The sequence below is a fragment of the Bradyrhizobium sp. SZCCHNR1017 genome (genome assembly GCF_032381375.1).
In the GTDB taxonomy this organism is placed as follows: Bacteria; Pseudomonadota; Alphaproteobacteria; order Rhizobiales; family Xanthobacteraceae; genus Bradyrhizobium.
Genome location: NZ_JAUHIR010000007.1, coordinates 24,546 through 42,997 on the forward strand (window position 1 = coordinate 24,546; position 18,452 = coordinate 42,997).

The window sequence follows — 18,452 nt, forward strand, 5'->3', positions numbered from 1 at the left end:
GCGGCCGGCCGTGCTACCGCGCGGCTGATCGGGTCATCCCTCCACGAGTGCGGTGAACACGCGCCGCACCTCGGTCTGCGTTTCGCGCAGCCGCGCCTCGAGCGCCGAGAAATCCGGCGCGTCGCCCGCCCGGGCCATCACCCGCAGCAGGTCCTCGCCGGCCTGATCCGGCTTGAACTTGTCGCTGACGCACAGCCGCACGATCTGTGTCAGATCGTGATAGAGCCGCGCAGCCTGACGCAGGATCACGGCTTCAGCACGCGGCAGCACCCCGAGCCGCTCGGCATTGTCGAGCACTGCAAGCGTGCTGACATCGAGGATGTCTGGCGTCGTCGCGGCATGGACGAGTTGCAGATATTGCGCGACGAAGTCGATGTCGACCATGCCGCCGGCGGCGTGCTTGAGGTCCCACAGGTCGGCCTCGCCCTTCTCGGCCGCGATCGCGCGGCGCATGTCGGCGACGTCGCGCGCGATCGCGCTCCTGTCGCGCGGGCGCCGCAGCGCGGCCTGGATGATCTCTTCGATCCGGGCCCGAAACGCCGGCGACGCCGAGATCACCCGTGCCCGCGTCAGCGCCATGTGCTCCCAGGTCCACGCCTCCTGCTCCTGGTAATGCGCAAAGGAGTCGATGTGCGAGGCCAGCGGGCCGGCGCGGCCCGACGGCCGCAGCCGCATGTCGATGTCGTAGAGCACGCCGTAATTGGTGCGCGAGGTGAAGGCCGAGATCAGCCGCTGGGTGAAGCGCGCGAAGTAGTGCGCGCCCTGCAGCGAGCGCTCGCCGTCGGAATCCGGCGCATCGCCGTCGAAGTCGTAGAGCAGGATCAGGTCGAGATCGGACGAGGCCGTCATTTCGCGCGCGCCGAGCCGCCCCATCGCGACGATCGCGGTCTCCTGGCCCTTGATGCGGCCGTGCTGGGCGGCGAAGCGCTCCGTCACGAGATCATGCACGGTGTGCACGATGCCCTCGGCGACGTCGGCGAAGGCGGTGCCGGCCTGCTGCGCCGACACCGTGCCGGAGAGGATGCGCGTGCCGATCAGGAACAGGCTCTCCTGGCCGAACAGCCTGAGACGATCGAGAAACTCCTCATAGGTCCCGGCATCCTTTAGCGTCGACGCCAGCCGCTCTGACAATTCGCGCCGGTCGGGGATCGCGCCGAAGAAGCGCGGATCGATCAGGCCGTCCATCAGCCGCGGCTGCCGCGCCAGCATGTCGCCGAGCCGAGGCGCCGCCCCGAGCACGAGCGCGACGAGCGCCACGAGGTCGCGGTTCTGCCCGAGCAGGGTGATCAGGCGGCCGCCGAGTTGCAGCGCCTGCAGGAAGCGGTCGAAGGCCACGACGGCGCGATCCGGCTCGTCGGCATGCGCGAGGCCATCGATCAGCGCGGGCAGGAAATCGGTGAACGCGGTGCGCGTCGCATCCGTGCGGAACACGCGGTACTCGCCCGCCAGCCATTGCTGCAGCGTCTTGGCGACCATCACCGGATCGCGGAAGCCCAATCCGGCAAGATGCTCCATCAGGCGCGGCTCGTCGGGACCGGCGCCGTAGTTCACCGCCGGCAGGCTGACGGTGCCGGTGGGATCGCCCTCGAACAGCCTGGCGTAATGTCCCTGCACGACGTCGAGATGGAACAGCAGATCGGTCGCGAACCGCTCGCGGCTGTCGTAGCCGAAGAAGCATGCGAAGCGGCTCACGCCCTCGACATCGTCGGGCAGGCTGTGGATCTGCTCGTCCGCCATCATCTGCAGCCGGTGCTCGACCCTGCGCAGGAACTCATAAGCCGTGGTGAGCTCGTCGCGCGCCTGCTCCGTGATCCACTTGCTGGCGGTGAGCACGTCGAGCGCCTGCAAAGTCGGACGGACGCGCAGCTCGGGATGACGGCCGCCGGCGATCAACTGCTGGGTCTGGGCAAAGAACTCGATCTCACGGATGCCGCCGCGCCCGACCTTGACGTTGTGGCCTTCGACCGCGATCTCGCTGTGGCCGCGATAGACCTGCATCTGCCGCTTCATGTCGTGGACGTCGGTCAGCGCCTGGAAGTCGAGATGCTTGCGCCATACGAACGGCGACAGCTCCGCCAGCATCGCCTCGCCCGCGACGACGTCGCCGGCACAGACCCGCGCCTTGATCATCGCGGCGCGTTCCCAGGTGCGGCCCTCGCGCTCGTAGTAATGCAGCGCCGCCTCGGTCGACATCGCCACCTGCGTCGAGGCCGGATCCGGCCGCAGCCGGAGATCGACGCGGAACACATAGCCGTCCGCGGTGCGGCTCTGCAGCAGCCGCGCCATCGCCTGCGTCACGCGGACGAAGAACGGCTGCGGCTCGATGTCGCGCGCCAGCGAGTTGATCTCGGGATCGAAAAACACGATCAGGTCGATGTCGCTCGAATAGTTGAGCTCGCCCGCCCCCATCTTGCCCATCGCGAGCACGAACAGGCCGCTGCCCTGCTCCGGATCGTCGGCATCGACGGGCGCGAGCCGGCCGCGCACCGTCTCCAGGCGCAGCAGATACCGCAGCGCCATCTGCACCGAGGACACCGCGACGTCGGTCAGCCCCGCCGTCACCTGCATCACCGGCCACACGCCGCCGATGTCGCACAGCGCGATCAAGAGCGCCGCCTCGGATTTCAGCCGCCGCAGCAGGCTCATCACCTCGGCTTCGCTGGAAGCGGCAAACACCTCGCGCCCGGTGCGGGCGATCAGCTCGGCGAGATGCGCCTGCGGCTCGCAGCGCAAGAGACGGTCGAGGCGATGGCCGTCGGCGCGGACGAGATCGAACAGATAGGGCGAGCACTCGGCAATCCCGAGCAGGATGGTTCGCGGCCAGCCGTCGGCGAGCAGCTGGTGGAGCGAGGCGGCCAAGGACGGCTCGAGCTCGGCGAGCCACTCGTTGAGGCGCTGTTCGGCTTTGTCGGGCGCACGGACATGTGGGCCGGCAACGAAACGTTCGGCCAGCGTCTGCCCGTCCGCGTTTCCCGGCGCGGATGAGATCATGCGGCCTTCTGTGGCACATCCTGCGCCGGCGCCGCAAGCTTCGCGGGCACGCCGGCACCAGCCGGCAGCACCAGCGTCGCGATCAGCCCCGGCCTGGCATCGGCGAGCCGGAGCTCGCCGCCATGCAGGGTCGCGACGGCGGACGCCAAGCTGAGACCGAGGCCGGAACCGGGCAAAGTGCGGCTCGCCTCCAGCCGCACGAAACGCTCGACGGCGCGCTTGCGCTCGGCCTCGGGAATGCCCTCGCCATGATCGGTCACGCTGAGCAGCACCTGTCCGCCCTCGCGCCGCGCCTCGATCAGGATTTCGCGGCTATCAGCGGCGGCGGCGGCATCGAGCGGCAGCGCCGCCGGCTTGCCGTATTTGATCGCGTTCTCGACGAGATTGGCGAGCGCCTGGCTGATCAGCTCGCGATTGCCATGCACCGGCGCCGCCGCGGCCTTGACCCGCAAGGTCATCTCATTGTCCTCGGCCAGCGGCTCGTACAATTCGTGGATGCCGCCGGCGACCTCGGCCGCATCGAACTCGACCATGTCGCCGCGCGCCTGCCCGGACTCCGCCCGCGCGATCATCAAGAGCGCGTTGAAGGTGCGGATCAGGCCGTCGGATTCCTCGATCGTGCGCTCCAGCGCGGCGCGATATTCGTCCTCGGAGCGCGACTTCGCCAGCGCCTCCTCGGCGCGGTTGCGCAATCGCGTCAGCGGCGTCTTGAGATCATGCGCGATGTTGTCGGAGACCTCCTTGAGGCCGGTCATCAGCGCCTCGATGCGCTCCAGCATCGCGTTGAGATTTTCCGCCAGGCGATCGAGCTCGTCGCCGCTGCGCCCGACCGGAAGACGGCCGGAGAGATCGCCATCCATGATCCGCCGCGTCGTGCCGGTCATGGCATCGATCCGGTGCAGCACGCGCCGCGCGACGAAGATGCCGCCGCCGATGCCGAGCACCACCACCACCAGCACCGACCATTGCGCCGCCTTGGCGACGATGCCGAACAGGCGGCGGCGCTCCTCGAGATCGCGGCCGATCAAAAGCCGAAAACCGCTGGAGAGCTGCGTGACATACACCAGCGCGCGATGGCTGTGCTCGGTGCTGTCGTCGAGCCGCCGGTAGAACGTCTCCGACCAGCCGGACGAGCCCATCACGCCCGGCGCCAGCGAGCCGACATTGCCGGCGATCGCCTGCCCGGTCGGCGTGGTGATGAGATAGAGATTGGCGCCCGGCCGCAGCGCGCGGCTCTCGATCGCGCCGACGATTCCGCGCAGGCCCCAGCGGGCGAAGATGTCGGTCATCTCGCTGATCTCGGAGGTGACCGTGGTCGAGATCTGCTCGGTGATGAGCCGGCGGGTGTTCCAGGCGAAATAGCCGAGCAGCGAGGCGGCGAACAGCGCAAACAACAGCAGATAGACCAGCGTCAGCCGGAACGCCGTGGTGCGGATCAGCTTACCGAAGGCCGTCACGGATCATGTACCCCGCGCCGCGGATGGTGTGGAGCAGCGGGCGGTCGAACCCCTTGTCGATCTTGGAGCGCAGCCGCGAGATGTGGACGTCGATCACGTTGGTCTGCGGATCGAAATGATAATCCCAGACGTTCTCCAGGAGCATCGTGCGCGTCACCACCTGCCCCGCATGTTTCATGAGATATTCGAGCAGGCGGAACTCGCGCGGCTGCAGGGTCAGCTCGTCCTTGCCGCGTGCGACGCGGTGCGACAGGCGATCGAGCTCGAGATCGCCGACCTTGTAGGTGGTCTCCTCGGCCGGGCCGCCATGGCGGCGCGACAGCACCTCGACGCGGGCGAGCAGCTCGGCGAAGGCATAGGGCTTCGGCAGATAATCGTCGCCGCCGGCGCGCAGGCCCTTGATGCGGTCATCGACCTGGCCGAGCGCCGAGAGAATGAGCACCGGGGTGCGGTTGCCCTTGTCGCGCAGCGCGCCGATCAGCGACAGGCCGTCGCGCTTGGGCAGCATGCGGTCGACCACCAGCACGTCGTAATCCCCGCTGTCGGCCATGGCGAGCCCCTCCTCGCCGTCGCTGGCGAGGTCTGCGACATGTCCGACCTCGCGGAACGCCTTGACCAGATAGTCGGCGGACTCGCGGTCGTCTTCGATGATCAGGAGGCGCATTGCGGAAACGGGGGCGGCGGTCACGGTTCGATGTCCATCTACATGGACCGGCCGCCGTTTCCGTGCAAGGCGGCATGGGCCCGGGGTTGATCGGCAGCAAAGTGGGCGGTGAGGCTGGGGGACCTCACCGCCCGAGTTCCTTCCGACGGAGGGGGGCGTTGTCCAACGGAAGGTTTGCGGGAGCGGAACTTCAAGCCCGCCCCCAGGAAGAGCCGCCGGCGCGGGGGCACATGCCGGCGGTCTCCCATCTCGTGAGGCCTATCTCGTGAGGGCCTTGGCCCTCGCTCAGCCCTTGGCCAGCGGCACCGCGACGAAGCGCGACTGCCCGCCGCTCTTCACACGCATCAGCACGCTGTTCTTGTTGTCGGCCTTGGCGGCGTTGATCGCTTCGCGCACGTCACCGGCCGAGGTCACCGACTTGCCCGCGACCTCCAGGATGACGTCGCCTTCCTTGAAGCCGCGATCGGCGGCCGCGCTCTTCGGATCGACCTCGGTGACGACGACGCCGTCCTTGCCGGCGCCGGCGACGCTCGACGCGGGCGCCACGGTCATGCCGAGCTTCGGCACGTCGGCGCCGCGGGTCGGGCTCGCATTGTCGCCGCCGGTGTCGGCCTTGGCCTCGATCGTGTTCGGCAGCTTGCCGAGCGTCAGGTTGATGGTCTTGTCCTCGCCCTTGTGCAGGACGTTGAGCTTGACCGAGGCGCCCGGCGCGATGCCGCCGATGGTGCGGGCGAGCTCACGCGCGTCCTTCACCGGCTCGCCGTTGACCGCGGTGATGACGTCGCCGGACTGGATGCCCGCCTTCGCCGCCGGACCGTTGGCCTGGGGCTCGGCGACCAGCGCGCCCTCGGCCTTCTTCATGCCGAGGCTGTCGGCGATGTCCTGCGTCACCGGCTGGATCTGCACGCCGATCCAGCCGCGGCTGACCGAGCCGTTGTCCTTGAGCTGGGCCACCACGCTCTTCACCGTCGAGGCGGGGATCGAGAACGCGATGCCGACGCTGCCGCCGGAGGGCGAGTAGATCGCGGTGTTGACGCCGACGACGTTGCCGTCGACATCGAACGCCGGACCGCCGGAGTTGCCCTTGTTCACGGGCGCGTCGATCTGGATGAAATCGTCATACGGGCCGTTGCCGATGTCGCGGCCGACCGCCGAGACGATGCCGGCCGTCACCGTGCCGCCGAGGCCGAACGGGTTGCCGACCGCCAGCACCCAGTCGCCGATCCGCGGCTTGCCGTCGGCGAGCTTGGCGAACGGGAAGTTCGTGGTGCCCTCGACCTTGATCAGCGCCAGATCCGTGCGCGGGTCGGTGCCGATCACCTTGGCGCTGTAGGTCTTGCCGTCGTCGGTCGTCACTTCGACCTTGTTGGCGCCGTCGACCACGTGGTTGTTGGTCACGGCGTAGCCGTCGGCGGAGATGAAGAAGCCGGAGCCCTGCCCTGTCACGGCGCGACCGCCACCGCGGCCGCCGCGGCCCGGCATGCCGGGAATGCCGTTCTCACCACCGAAGCGGCGGAAGAAGCGCTCCATCGGCGAGCCCGGCTGGAACGGCGTATCGTCGTCGCTGTCGTCCTTGGCGACCTTCTCGGCGATGTTGACCTTGACCGAAATCACCGACGGCTTCACCCGCTCCACGATGTCGGCAAAGCCGACCGGGCGCGCGACCTTGCTGACCTCGTTGGCGACCTGCGCATGCGCCGAGGTCGAGAACAGGTCGAGCGGCGCCCCCTGCGGCGACAGGCCATAGGCGGCGACGCCGAGGCCCGCGACGACGGAGGCCATCAGCGCGAACTTGCGCGCCGAGAACAGGCCGCGCCGGGGCTGGCGATAGGATGGAAGGGAGGACAGGTCGGTCGGACGGTCAGTCATACGGTTTTCTCCGCAAGCGATTTTGATCAAGGTCTAAACTCGGTCCCGGGCTGTGCGCCCCGTTCGCAAGTGAAGATGGGACTTGCCGCCTTACGGCGTGCTGGCTGCGGCGTTAAACTTCTGTAATGGATGGACACACAGACTGCGGCGGAATGGCGCGGATGCCGGACCGCGGATGAAAAGACGTTTGCGCCCAATAACTTGCCAAAGCCTCGGCCGCCCTCTGGCCGCCATCATTTTGGCCGCTCCAACCAAAGTCGCACCCAGCGACGGCCCGACCGGGCCGCTCGGCCGGGCGATGACAGTTAGGCGAAAGCCGCCGCTCCACTCCATCCTGTCATTCCCTGCGAAAGCGGCGAATCCAGCACGCCGAGCCCTCTCGGTTCAACAATGACCGCCGCGGCGTACTGGATCCCCCGCTTTCGCGGAGGATGACAGTGGAGTGTGAGGCACACCGCCTGTCCCAATCTCCGTCATTGCGAGCGCAGCGAAGCAATCCAGGGTGGTGGGCGGGACTCTGGATTGCTTCGCTGCGCTCGCAATGACGCGGAGAGATCTCGATCCACACGATCAAACAGCACTTGGAGAACATAACCGAGAGACGAGCCCCATCACCCTCGCGACGCATCCCGCGCCCGAGTCATGCCCTTGAATTCGCACCCTCGCAGCGAGGGCACAGGGAAGGCCGGGCGCTGGCCGCGCCCGTGGCCCGCCTGCGTCAAAAAATGCAGGCGGCAGGTACCACAGGTCTGGCCGAACACGCCCGGCCCTCCCTGCGCGATGGTGTTAACGCTTATACGTGCTCTCCCCGGGGACCGGCTTCTTGACCCCCGTCGCCGGCGGATCATCACCACCGGCTTGGCCTCAGCACCGGGAGGCCAGGACGACACGATTTCACGTCCGCAGTCAGCCGTTCGTCGGCGAGGCCAAAGCCACGCTGCGGCAGCCCGCGTCCATCGCATTCCATCCCGACGTCCGTGACGATCGCGATACGCCCCCTCGGTGGAACGGAACGAGGCGGAGGATACGGGTGATTTGGGGTGGGAGGCAAGAGGATTTTTGATTTTCGGAATCAGTTGGCAGATTTTGAAGTACGATTGGGTTGAGTGACGCGATCCATTTGCGGAGCTTGGATGCCACTTAGCCGATCGTCATGCGACCATTCAGAATATAGACAGCATGCGTACTGAGATCATAGGATGTTTGAACTATATCGATGCCTGCTTCGACGTTTCTCTCGGTATTCTGGCAAACGGAGCGCTTCGTCCGATAGCCATCAATGCGAGGGCCTATGACAGAGAGTGAAAAGAGCGACGTTCTTGGGTGTGTCCATCATTTTGCGATGTTTCAGGACTTCGGGTTTCTGTTGGATTCTGCATGGGTATGCGCGGGGCTTGTGAGCGATGAGCGACGAGACCATCCTTAAATTTCTGGATCCAGCGAACGTGGACGATGTCCTTGTGCGCGGTACAGTTCGGATTTCGACTCTTTCCTACTTCCGAAGCCTTGAGGGATCCCCCGGAATAGGTGATCCGGACGAGGCCACGACGATAGTTGACGCTACGGGAGCTGTGCTTACCGACAAAACGGAACAAGGCGCGTTCGAGCCATGGCGTCCGGAAGGTCACACTGGCATGATCCACACTCGCACGGGTGGAAAGGTCACCATGGGAGCGGGCGTCAGATTCGCATATCCTCATAGCGATAGGTTTATTTTCTGCGCGTCGAGAGAAAGAAGCAAACTAATTCAAGCCATGTGCCGTGATGCTGAAAAGCCGTACGCAGCTTGCGTTCGGTTGATTGTTGCGTTGGATCTCTTCGCTCACCGGCTGTTCTGGAAAGGAAAAGTAGTTGAGATGGATGACAAACCGGTGCGTGAATTCTTCAGTCGCGTGAGTTCCGGTTCTGTGTCTTACGATGCTGTCGAGCGACATTATTCGCAGGGACAGGCAGAGCAGCCATCTCCATTTCGAAAGCATCCAAGCTTCAGCCATCAATCCGAAGTGAGAGTCGTTCTCACCCCTTCCAAAGAGCTGAGCTACAATCGCCTGACTGTAAAGCTTCCCCGTCCCGAAAGATGTTTTGCCGAAGAGTTCCGGGAGATCCCGGACGAGGAGACGAGTTAATTGTAGTCAGTCTCGGTGGACGATGGCGGATTGACTAATGCGCCCTACGCGCCCTCTAGTCGAAGCACCACGTACGCCGGCCGTTCTCACGCGGCCTGCAACGATCCCAAGAACCGGCTGACCTCGCGCTTCAACCGTCCGCTCTCCGCCGACAGCGACCTCGCCGCGGTCAGCACCTGGGCCGACGCGGAGCCCGTCTCCGAGGCCCCCCGCTGCACGTCGTCGATGTTCCGCGACACGCGCTGGGTGCCGTTGGCGGCGTGCTGGACGTTGCGGGAGATCTCTTGCGTCGCGGCGCCCTGCTCTTCGACGGCGGCGGAGACGGCCGCTGCGATCTCCGACAGGCGGCCGATGGTGCTGCCGATCTCCTTGATCGAGCCGACCGACTCCTCGGTGGCGGCCTGGATGCCGGAGACCTGCTGGGCGATTTCGCCGGTGGCTTTCGCAGTCTGCTCGGCCAGCGCCTTGACCTCGGCGGCGACGACCGCGAAGCCGCGGCCGGCTTCGCCGGCGCGCGCCGCCTCGATGGTGGCGTTGAGCGCCAGCAAATTGGTCTGGCCGGCGATGCTACTGATCAGCTCGAGCACGTCGCCGATGCGGGTCGCGGCCTTCGACAGGGTGCCGACGCGCTCATTGGTGCGGTTGGCCTGCGCCACGGCTTCGCTCGCGATGCGCGCGGATTCCTGCACCTGGCGGGAGATCTCGCTGACCGAGGACGACAGCTCCTCGGCGGCGGAGGCCACCGTCTGCACGTTGGACGACGCTTCCTGCGAGGCAGCGGCGACTTCCGTCGACAAATCCTGGCCGCGTGCCGCGGTGCTGGTCAACGTGCCGGCGGAGGCTTCGAGCTCGCTAGAGGCATGCGACACCGCATCGACGATCTCGCCGACCGCCTGCTCGAACTGGCGGGCGAGCTTCGCCATGTCGTCCCGGCGCTCGTGCTCGCGGCGCGCCTCGGCGTCGCTGTGCTCGGCGCGCAGACGCTCGGTCTCGGCCATGCTGTCCTTGAACACCTGGATCGCCGTCGCCATGGCGCCGATCTCGTCACTGGCGCCGCGGCCGGGGATCTCGACGGCGACGTCGCCGCTCGCGAGCCGCCCCATTGCCCGCGTCATCGACCCCAGCGGGCCGACGATGCTGCGCGCGATCAGGACCGCGACGAGGCAGCCGAACAGGATGGCGGCGGCGCCGATCAGCATCTGCAGCGAGATGGTGCTGTCGATGGCGCCCTCGGCGCGCGCGCGAGAAGCGTGATAGTCGGCATTCACGCCGGTTTCGGCGGCCTTGAGCGTGTCGATGCTCCGGGCGATCAGCGGCTCGATCGCGGTGGCGTAGATGTCCTCGGACTTCAGCGCCGCGGCGGCGGTGGCCTCGAACGCGGTCTTGTTGAGCTCCAGCGAGGCCTTCACCGGCGCGATCGCGGCCAGCACGCCCGCCGGCGGCGACGCGCCCTCCAGCGTGGCGAGCCGCTGCTCGACATTGTCGACGCCGGCGCGGAAGGCGGAGGCGGACTTGGTGTCGCGCAGCGCCAGGAAGCGCCAGGTCGCGATGCGGACGAGCTGCAGGCGGGAGTCGATGTCGGCGACCGCGGTCATCACCTCCGGCTCCTTGCTGATGCGCGCGGCGATCGACAGCTTGGCGGCCTTGGCGGCGAGGTCCTCGCCGCCCGGCAGCAGCGCGGCGCGGCCGGTCTTCACCTGCTTGACCGCCTCGCTGAGCGCATCGCGCTGGGTCTGCATCTGCGCGATCTCGCTCGTGAGATCGCCATAGAGCTTGCGCTGCTCCGCCGACAGCGGACCGGCGGTGGCCGCCTGCAGCAGCGCGGTCGCCGCCGCCTCGCGCTCGGCGGCCTCCTTGAGCGCCGGCTCGTTGGCGTCGTGGATGTAGCGCAGGTTGGCGCGCTGGATCGCCTGCAGATGGTTGGAGATCTGCAGGATGCGCGCGGTCGCGTCCGACAGCGCCGACATGCTCGCGACCTGGTCGCGCACCGCCCACAGATTCCACACCGCCACGGCTGCCATGACAGCACCGGCGACGATGAGCGCCGCAAAGCCGGCGTAGAGACGCCCCCTGATCTTCAAGCTCATCATGTCCTCGTCCGCTCCCCCAAGAGCGGCAGGCGGGCGAACTGACGTCGCTACGCGCCTGCCCCGCAGCATCGGCCGCCTGTCCGGCGACTCATAGCTGTGCTGTATGCACGATGGGGGATATTTACTAATAGCGGGTTAGACGGCCGCGGCTCGCAGCTGCCGGTGTGACGCGAGCGGCCTCCACCAACTCCGATGTCGTCCCTGCGAACGCAGGGACCCATACTCCGCGGCGGTTGTCGTGAAACAAGACTGGTCCGACATCCCGCACAACAGCATCTCCCTGTGGTTATGGGTCCCTGCGTTCGCAGGGACGACAGCGGAGAACTGGGTGACGGCTTCGCGTGATGGTGGGAGACGACGCTCTCTCCGCCGTCATTCCGGGGCGCGCGACAGCGCGAGCCCGGAATCCATAACCACGGCTGTCGATGTTGGAGCGAGATGTAGCGACAGCCCGTCGCCATCTTGACCGCTCGTGGTTATGGATTCCGGGCTCATTCGCGTGCCGCGAATGCCCCGGAATGACGGCGGAGACGATGGCTGGCTGTTGTCGTGCGGCGCTGGCCGGCTGATCAGCTCGCCTTGACGCTCACGATGAACGCACTCCGCGGCGGTTGTCGTGAAACAAGACTGGTCCGACATCCCGCACAACAGCATCTCCCTGTGGCTATGGGTCCCTGCGTTCGCAGGGACGACAGCGGAGGGCTGGGCGACGGCTTCGCGTCATGGCGGGGACGACGCTCTCGCCGCCGTCATTCCGGGGCGCGCGTGAGCGCGAGCCCGGAATCCATAGCCACGACTCGCAGTTGGTGGAGCAATACGCCGAAACGGCCCGTCGCCACCACAACCGCTCGTGGTTATGGATTCCGGGCTCATTCGCGTGCCGCGAATGCCCCGGAATGACGGCGGAGATGATGGCTGGCTGTTGTCGTGCGGCGCTAGCCGCCCGATCAGCTCGCCTTCACGCTCACGATGAACGCATCCACCTCGCGCTTCAGCGTCTCGGCCTGTTGCGACAGCTCGCCGGCGGCGTCGCGGGCCTCAGAGGCGAGGCGGCCGGTTTCGGCTGACGTGGAGCTGATCTGGGCAATGTGGTTGGAGACGTCGAGGGTGCCGCGGGCGGCTTCCTGGACGCTCCGGGAGATGTCCTGGGTGGCGTTGCGCTGCTGCGAGGTGTCGACCTCGATGCCGGACATGATGGCGCTGATCTCGCTGAGCGTGGTCGAGATGCCGTCGATGGCGCCGCGGGTCTCGGCGGTGATGCCCTGGATGCTGGCGACATGCGCCGAGATCTCGTCGGTCGCCTTGCTGGTCTGGTTGGCGAGGTTCTTCACCTCCGACGCCACGACCGAAAAGCCCCGGCCGGCCTCGCCGGCGCGGGCGGCCTCGATGGTGGCGTTCAGCGCCAGCAAATTGGTCTGCGAGGCGATCGCCTGCACGAGCTGGACGACGGCGCCGATCTTCTCGGCAGCGTCCGACAGCGCGTGGATGGTGTTCTTGCTCTTCTCGGCCTGCGAGGCCGCGCCCTCGGCGCGCTGGGTGGCGTCGGAGACGCGGCGGCTGATGGTGCCGATCGAGCTCGTCATCTCCTCGGTCGAGCCGGCCACGGTCTGGACGCTGCGATTGGCGTGGTTGGCGGCGGCCTCGACCGCATTGGCCTTGGCCGAGGTATCGTTGGCGGCGCGCGACAGGGTCTCGGCATTGCTCTTAAGCCGGATGGCCGAGGACGCCACGCTGCTGACGACGCTGGCGACGAGGTCGTTGAAGGAATGGATGCGGCCGTCGAGAAAGCGCGAGCGCTCGCCCTGGCGCTGCGCCTCCTGCAGCTCGCGCGCGGTAAGGCGCTGGCGCTCGATGCCGTTGGTCTTGAACACCTCGAGCGCGCCGGCGAGCTGGCCGATCTCGTTGCTGAGGCCGAGGCCGGGAATCGACGTGTCGTATTTCTGGTCGGCGACGTCGCGCATGGCCGAGACCATCGCGGCGAGCGGGCGCAGGATGCCGTTCTGCACGGCGGCATAGGTCATCAGGCAGACGGCGCTGGCGAACACCGCGATGGCCGCGCAGGCCATCAGGAAGTAGGAGAACGCCGACTGCGCCTGATGATAGATCAGCATCGCATGATCACGCGCCGGGCCGCTGAGATTGGCGAAGTCCGACGACAGGCTGGTGATCTGGTTGTTGAGATAGAGCACCGCGATGAAGCCGGTGCCGCCGCCGATCGCCAACAGCATGAGGAGAGAGGCGACGACGCCTCCCACGAGGAAGCGGATCGTCAGATTGCTGTTGGAGAACATCGGCTTTGCCCGGGTACGTCAGACGGAATGTCAACGCACACTTCCAGACAAAGGTAAAATAAGCTGAAAGCGCGGGTAGGTGCGGAGCACGGGAAAGCACGGGGGTTTTGCGGATCGACGGCGCGTTCTCATTTGCTGCGCACGCTTCTTACTCGCGACAGCCGGCATTCGCACCACGCGCGCTTTCAGCCCGCCTCTCTCCGTCGTCATGGCCGGGCTTGACCCGGCCATCCACGTCGTCCGGCACTCTGGGATCCACGTGGATGCCCGGGTCAAGCCCGGGCATGACGGAGTAACTAACTGGCAGGGGATCGTGGCGTTAGCGGATCATCACGTCGCCGGCGGCTTCTCGGCGGCCATCAGCGCGGCGAGGCGCGCCTCCTCCTCGGCCGTCAGCTTCGGCGTGGCCTCCGGGCCGCGCTGGCCGCGGCGGCGGACCTGCCACCACAGCGCCAGGCCGCCGCCGAGCAGCAGCACCGGCGGCAGCAGCCACAGCAGGAGGGTCTGGCGCTCGAAGCGCGGCTTCAGCAGCACGAACTGGCCGTAGCGCGCGACCAGGAAATCCAGCACTTGATTGTCACTGTCACCGGCGGCGAGGCGCTCGCGCACCAGCAGGCGCAGGTCGCGCGCCAGCGGCGCATCGGAATCGTCGATCGACTGGTTCTGGCAGACCATGCAGCGCAGCTCGCGCGACAGCGCGCGGGCGCGCTGCTCCTTGGCGGTGTCCGACATGACCTCGTCGGGCTGCACGGCATGCGCCACCGGCGAGCTCAACAGCAGCAGCGCGAGCGCGAGGAAGCCGAGACTGCGTCGCATCCGCCCTACTCCGCCGGCTGCAGCGCGCGCGCGGCGCGCGCCGGCCGCGGGGCGCCGACGCGCAGGCGCCGGTCGGACAGCGACAGCAGGCCGCCGAACGCCATCAGCACCGGACCGAACCAGATCAAGAGCACCAGCGGCTTGTGATAGATGCGCACGGCGAGGCCGCCGTCGGCGGTGGCATCGCCGAGCGAGACGTAGAGCTGGCTGACGCCGCGGGTCATCAGCGCGGCTTCCGTCGTCGACATGCCGCGGGTGGCGAAGCTGCGCTTGCTCGGCGTCAGGACGCTGAGCTGCCTGCCGTCCTCGCTGATGACGAAGGTGCTGACGACCTCGCTGAAATTCGGGCCCTGGCGCTGGCTCATGCCGTCGAACTTGATCTGGTAGCCGGCGAGATTGCGGACGTCGCCCGGACGCAGCGTACTGATCAGCTCGCTGTTCCAGGTGGTCTCGCAGACGATGCCGAGCAGCGCTATGCCGAGGCCGGCATGCGCGAACGCCGTGCCCCACACCGAGCGCGGCAGGCCGGCCGTCCGGTGCAGCGCGGTCCTGAACGGCACGCGGGCCACGCCGCTGCGCTCGACCAGATCGACGACCGAGCCGGTGATGACGAACACGCCGAGACCGATGCCGAGCGGCGCCAGCGCGCTGCCGCCGCGCGCCCAGGCCCAGACGATCGCGATCGCCACCAGCGCCGTGACGCCGGCCGCGAGCAGCCGTTGGGTCGCCGCGACGAGGTCGCCGCGCTTCCACGCCAGCATCGGGCCGAACGGCACCATCAGCAGCAACAGCGCGAACAAGGGGCCGAAGGTGATGTTGTAGAACGGCGCGCCGACCGAGAGCTTGAAGTCGAGCGCCTCCATGATCACCGGATAGAGCGTGCCGAACAGCACGGTGGCGCAGGACACGGTGAGCAGCAGATTGTTCAAGACCAGCGCGCCCTCGCGCGAGATCGGCGCGAACAGGCCGCCCTGCTTCAGCGCGGTGGCGCGGCCGGCGAACAGCGTCAGGCTGCCGCCGATGAACAGCACGAGGATGCCGAGGATGAACACGCCGCGCGTCGGATCGCTGGCGAAGGCGTGCACCGAGGTGATGACGCCGGACCGTACCAGGAAGGTGCCGAGCAGGGACAGCGAGAAGGTCAGGATCGACAGCAGGATGGTCCAGACCTTGAGCGCGTTGCGCTTCTCCATGACGACAGCGGAGTGCAACAGCGCGGTGCCGGCGAGCCAGGGCATCAGCGAGGCGTTCTCGACCGGGTCCCAGAACCACCAGCCGCCCCAGCCGAGCTCGTAATAGGCCCAGTACGAGCCCATGGCGATGCCGAGCGTCAGGAAGATCCAGGCCATCAGGGTCCACGGCCGCACCCAGCGCGCCCAGGCGGCATCGATGCGGCCTTCGAGCAGGGCTGCGATTGCGAACGAGAACGAGATCGAGAAGCCGACATAGCCGAGATAGAGCATCGGCGGATGCACGGCGAGGCCGATGTCCTGCAGCACCGGATTGAGATCGCGGCCCTCGATCGGCGGGTTGGCGAGCCGCGCGAACGGATTCGATGTGGTCAGGATGAACAGATAGAACGCGGTCGCCACCCAGGCCTGCACCGCGAGCACGCGGGCGCGCAAGGACAGCGGCAGGTTGTTGCCGAAGGCCGCGACCATGGCGCCGAACAGCGCCAGGATCGACACCCACAAGAGCATCGAGCCTTCGTGGTTGCCCCACACGCCGGTGATCTTGTAGAGCAGCGGCTTCATCGAATGCGAGTTCTCGAACACGTTGGCGACGGAGAAATCCGAGGTCACGTGCAACGTGATCAGCGCGATGAAGGAGAGACCGGCGAACAGCAATTGCGCCAGCGCGGCCGAGCGGCCGACATTCATCAGGGCGACGTCACGTTGATGCGCGCCGAGCATCGGCACGGTGGACTGAATCAGCGCCAGCGCAAGCGCCAGCACCAGGGCGTAGTGTCCGCTCTCTGCAATCACTGCGTCGCTCCCGCCGCGGTCTTGTCAGTGCCCTCGCGCATCGACACCGGGCCCGGTTTGGCGCCGCCTTTCGGCTTGCCGTAATCGTCCTTCCAATGACCCTGCTTCTTCAGGGCATCGGCGACTTCCTTCGGCATGTAGGTCTCGTCGTGCTTGGCGAGCACGGTGTCGGCCTTGAACACGCCGTCGGCATCGAGCGCGCCCTCGGCGACGACGCCCTGCCCTTCGCGGAACAGATCCGGCAGGATGCCCTTGTAGGCGACCGGCAGCTTGGCGCCGCCATCGGCGACCTCGAAGCTGACGGCGAGATCGTCGCCGCGCTTCAGCGAGCCCGGCTGCACCAGGCCGCCGAGCCGGAAGCGCTTGCCCGGGCCGATATGCTTCTCTGCGACCATGGTCGGGGTCGAGAAGAACACGATGGAGTCGCGCAGCGCGTTGAGCACCAGCCCTGCGGCGACCGCGAGCACGAACAGCGCCCCGCCGATGATCGTCAAACGCCTCTGCTTGCGTGTCATCCCTTGATCCCGTTGGCGGCGGAAGCGCCGCTCATCCATCCAAGCCGAAAGTCTTCACGCCCTCGTTGAGCTGCCGCAACCGCTCGGCATCGCCGGACACCGCCTGCCGCGCATCCGACAACGCCCCCTTGGCCTTGTCGAGATCGCCCATCACGACATAGGCGCGCACCAGGCGCAGCCAGCCCTCGACGTCGTCGCCATTCTGCTTCAGCCGCGCCGCCAGCCGGTCGACCATGCCGCGGATCATCGTCTCGCGGTCACCGTCGCTCATGCTCTTGGCCGCGGCCATCGCCTCGCTCGGCAGCGCCGGCACCTCGCCGCCGCCGACCCGGCCGAGCGCCGCCGTCACCAGCGGCCGCCACGGCGCATCCGCCGGCGCCTTGCCCAGCATCGCCCGCCAGATGTTGGCCGCATCGTCCTTGCGGCCGTCCTGCTCGGCGGCGAGACCGAGATAGTAGTTCGACTTCGGCTCGTCGGCCTCGAGCGCATGGGCGCGCTCGAACTCCGCCTTGGCCTCGGCGGTGACGACGCCGCCAGCGGCGGCCGTGATCATCTCGCCGAGATCGGCGCGCTTGGCCGCGCCGTCGCCGGCATAGGTGATCATATTGCGATAGGCCCGAATCGCGTCATCGGTGCGGCCGAGCCGCGCCAGCACCGGGGCGAGCACGGTCCAGCCGCGGCCGTCGGTCGGGTTCTTCTGCAGGTGCTGCTCGACCTGCGCCACCAGCGTTTCCAGCGGCTGCGTCCCGTTGGGCGGCGCCGCGCGTGCGGTGAGCGGGAAATCCGGCAGTTGCGGCGAGCCGAGCGGCAGGTAGACCGCGAGCGCCACGATCGGCACGCCGATCAGCGCCAGCACGGCCGACGCGCGGCGCAGGCCGAGGCTCGGCTTCCCCGCGGCCTCGCCCTCCTGGTCCGCGGCGGCCAGCAGGCGGCGGCCGATCTCGACCCGCGCGGCTTCCGCCTCGACCTTGCCGATAAGCCCGGTTTCGACGTCGCGCTCGATCTCGGCCAGCTGGTCCTTGTAGACGACGACCTCGCGACCACCAGACGCGGCCCGCGCGCCCAGGCCGAGCGGCAGCAGGACGGCGAAGATCGCCGCGGCCGTCATCACGGCGAACACGAACCAGAGAGTCATCGGACAGAGTTCCAGTCAGCGCCCACCGGCAGGCGCGCCTCGCGCCGCTTTTAACCAGCACCGTTCCCGGCGGCAATTCACATTTGCCGCCGTGGTAGCGCAGCCGTCCGCGCCAAAAAACTCAGGAGGATTACGTAATTAGGGGACCTCGAACTCGGCGCTCTTGGCGAGATAGCTGCCGTGCCCGTTCAGGGCCATAAGGAAATAGGTCCCCGGCCGGACATGGTCGGTGAGCCTGATCCGCAGCGACCCGACCGGGACCGGCGAGGCGATGGTGGTGACGGGATCGGGAAGTGGCGCCCCGCTCGTCTTGTCGACGAGCACGACCTTGGCCTTGATCATGAGGTTGCGATAGGTCGCGCGGACGACGCGGTTCTCGACCTCGACGAAGTTGATGACGGAAATCATGGTCTTGATGAAAATGGATGGAACTTGGCGGAACCTATGCGTGGCCCCGGGGCGAGGTCAACCTGAAATTGCAAAATCAGAAACGTGGACAGACTAGCAGAAAAT

General features: G+C 67.3%; 12 protein-coding genes. 1 reads left to right on the forward strand and 11 read right to left on the reverse strand.

The window, feature by feature from the left end; genetic code table 11:
- Positions 1-33: 33 nt before the first annotated feature.
- From QW863_RS18255 to QW863_RS18270, 4 genes are all read right to left on the reverse strand, one after another.
- Positions 34-2,991 carry a bifunctional [glutamine synthetase] adenylyltransferase/[glutamine synthetase]-adenylyl-L-tyrosine phosphorylase gene (locus tag QW863_RS18255; protein WP_315716155.1) on the reverse strand — a complete coding sequence of 986 codons (2,958 nt, stop codon included), beginning with the start codon at positions 2,989-2,991 and terminating at the stop codon, positions 34-36.
- Positions 2,988-4,448: a sensor histidine kinase gene (locus QW863_RS18260; protein WP_315716154.1), complete on the reverse strand. Its 1,461-nt coding sequence runs from the start codon at positions 4,446-4,448 to the stop codon at positions 2,988-2,990. Before QW863_RS18260 ends, QW863_RS18255 begins: the two co-directional genes overlap by 4 nt.
- Entirely contained in the window at positions 4,432-5,112 is a 681-nt protein-coding gene (locus QW863_RS18265) for a response regulator transcription factor (RefSeq protein WP_315716199.1), read from the reverse strand. The genes QW863_RS18260 and QW863_RS18265 overlap by 17 nt, the downstream gene beginning before the upstream one ends.
- Before the next feature lie 285 nt (positions 5,113-5,397).
- Positions 5,398-6,981, reverse strand: a complete 1,584-nt coding sequence (locus tag QW863_RS18270; RefSeq protein ID WP_315716153.1) for a Do family serine endopeptidase — start codon at positions 6,979-6,981, stop codon at positions 5,398-5,400.
- A gap of 1,403 nt (positions 6,982-8,384) precedes the next feature.
- On the opposite strand from QW863_RS18270, the gene QW863_RS18275 reads away from it, so the two are divergent.
- Positions 8,385-9,107 carry a hypothetical protein gene (locus tag QW863_RS18275; RefSeq protein ID WP_315716152.1) on the forward strand — a complete coding sequence of 241 codons (723 nt, stop codon included), beginning with the start codon at positions 8,385-8,387 and terminating at the stop codon, positions 9,105-9,107.
- A gap of 86 nt (positions 9,108-9,193) precedes the next feature.
- Here the strand turns inward: QW863_RS18275 and QW863_RS18280 are convergent, their stop codons facing one another.
- The 7 genes from QW863_RS18280 to QW863_RS18310 form a co-directional block, all read right to left on the reverse strand.
- Positions 9,194-11,197: a methyl-accepting chemotaxis protein gene (locus QW863_RS18280; RefSeq protein ID WP_315716151.1), complete on the reverse strand. Its 2,004-nt coding sequence runs from the start codon at positions 11,195-11,197 to the stop codon at positions 9,194-9,196.
- A gap of 947 nt (positions 11,198-12,144) precedes the next feature.
- Positions 12,145-13,488 (reverse strand): HAMP domain-containing methyl-accepting chemotaxis protein, encoded by a 1,344-nt coding sequence (locus QW863_RS18285; RefSeq protein ID WP_315716150.1) that lies wholly within the window; start codon positions 13,486-13,488, stop codon positions 12,145-12,147.
- A gap of 330 nt (positions 13,489-13,818) precedes the next feature.
- Positions 13,819-14,304, reverse strand: a complete 486-nt coding sequence (locus QW863_RS18290; RefSeq protein ID WP_315716149.1) for a cytochrome c-type biogenesis protein — start codon at positions 14,302-14,304, stop codon at positions 13,819-13,821.
- A 5-nt stretch (positions 14,305-14,309) separates the two neighbouring features.
- Complete coding sequence (locus QW863_RS18295) at positions 14,310-16,289, reverse strand: heme lyase CcmF/NrfE family subunit (protein ID WP_315716148.1); 1,980 nt, start codon at positions 16,287-16,289, stop codon at positions 14,310-14,312.
- Positions 16,286-16,804 (reverse strand): cytochrome c maturation protein CcmE, encoded by a 519-nt coding sequence (ccmE, locus tag QW863_RS18300; RefSeq protein WP_315716147.1) that lies wholly within the window; start codon positions 16,802-16,804, stop codon positions 16,286-16,288. Before ccmE ends, QW863_RS18295 begins: the two co-directional genes overlap by 4 nt.
- A gap of 31 nt (positions 16,805-16,835) precedes the next feature.
- Positions 16,836-17,939 carry a c-type cytochrome biogenesis protein CcmI gene (gene ccmI, locus QW863_RS18305; RefSeq protein ID WP_315716146.1) on the reverse strand — a complete coding sequence of 368 codons (1,104 nt, stop codon included), beginning with the start codon at positions 17,937-17,939 and terminating at the stop codon, positions 16,836-16,838.
- A gap of 138 nt (positions 17,940-18,077) precedes the next feature.
- The gene (locus QW863_RS18310) at positions 18,078-18,347 is read right to left on the reverse strand and encodes a hypothetical protein (protein WP_315716145.1); all 270 of its coding nucleotides are present in this window, start codon (positions 18,345-18,347) and stop codon (positions 18,078-18,080) included.
- Between the last annotated feature and the right edge of the window lie 105 nt (positions 18,348-18,452).

What these genes read in the sequence shown, in the direction of transcription:
- QW863_RS18290 (WP_315716149.1), bottom strand. Translation starts at nt 14,304, where the DNA reads ATGCGACGCAGTCTCGGCTTCCTCGCGCTCGCGCTGCTGCTGTTGAGC.
- ccmE (WP_315716147.1), bottom strand. Translation starts at nt 16,804, where the DNA reads ATGACACGCAAGCAGAGGCGTTTGACGATCATCGGCGGGGCGCTGTTC.
- QW863_RS18280 (WP_315716151.1), bottom strand. Translation starts at nt 11,197, where the DNA reads ATGATGAGCTTGAAGATCAGGGGGCGTCTCTACGCCGGCTTTGCGGCG.
- QW863_RS18275 (WP_315716152.1), top strand. Translation starts at nt 8,385, where the DNA reads ATGAGCGACGAGACCATCCTTAAATTTCTGGATCCAGCGAACGTGGAC.
- ccmI (WP_315716146.1), bottom strand. Translation starts at nt 17,939, where the DNA reads ATGACTCTCTGGTTCGTGTTCGCCGTGATGACGGCCGCGGCGATCTTC.
- QW863_RS18255 (WP_315716155.1), bottom strand. Translation starts at nt 2,991, where the DNA reads ATGATCTCATCCGCGCCGGGAAACGCGGACGGGCAGACGCTGGCCGAA.
- QW863_RS18310 (WP_315716145.1), bottom strand. Translation starts at nt 18,347, where the DNA reads ATGATTTCCGTCATCAACTTCGTCGAGGTCGAGAACCGCGTCGTCCGC.
- QW863_RS18270 (WP_315716153.1), bottom strand. Translation starts at nt 6,981, where the DNA reads ATGACTGACCGTCCGACCGACCTGTCCTCCCTTCCATCCTATCGCCAG.
- QW863_RS18285 (WP_315716150.1), bottom strand. Translation starts at nt 13,488, where the DNA reads ATGTTCTCCAACAGCAATCTGACGATCCGCTTCCTCGTGGGAGGCGTC.
- QW863_RS18265 (WP_315716199.1), bottom strand. Translation starts at nt 5,112, where the DNA reads ATGCGCCTCCTGATCATCGAAGACGACCGCGAGTCCGCCGACTATCTG.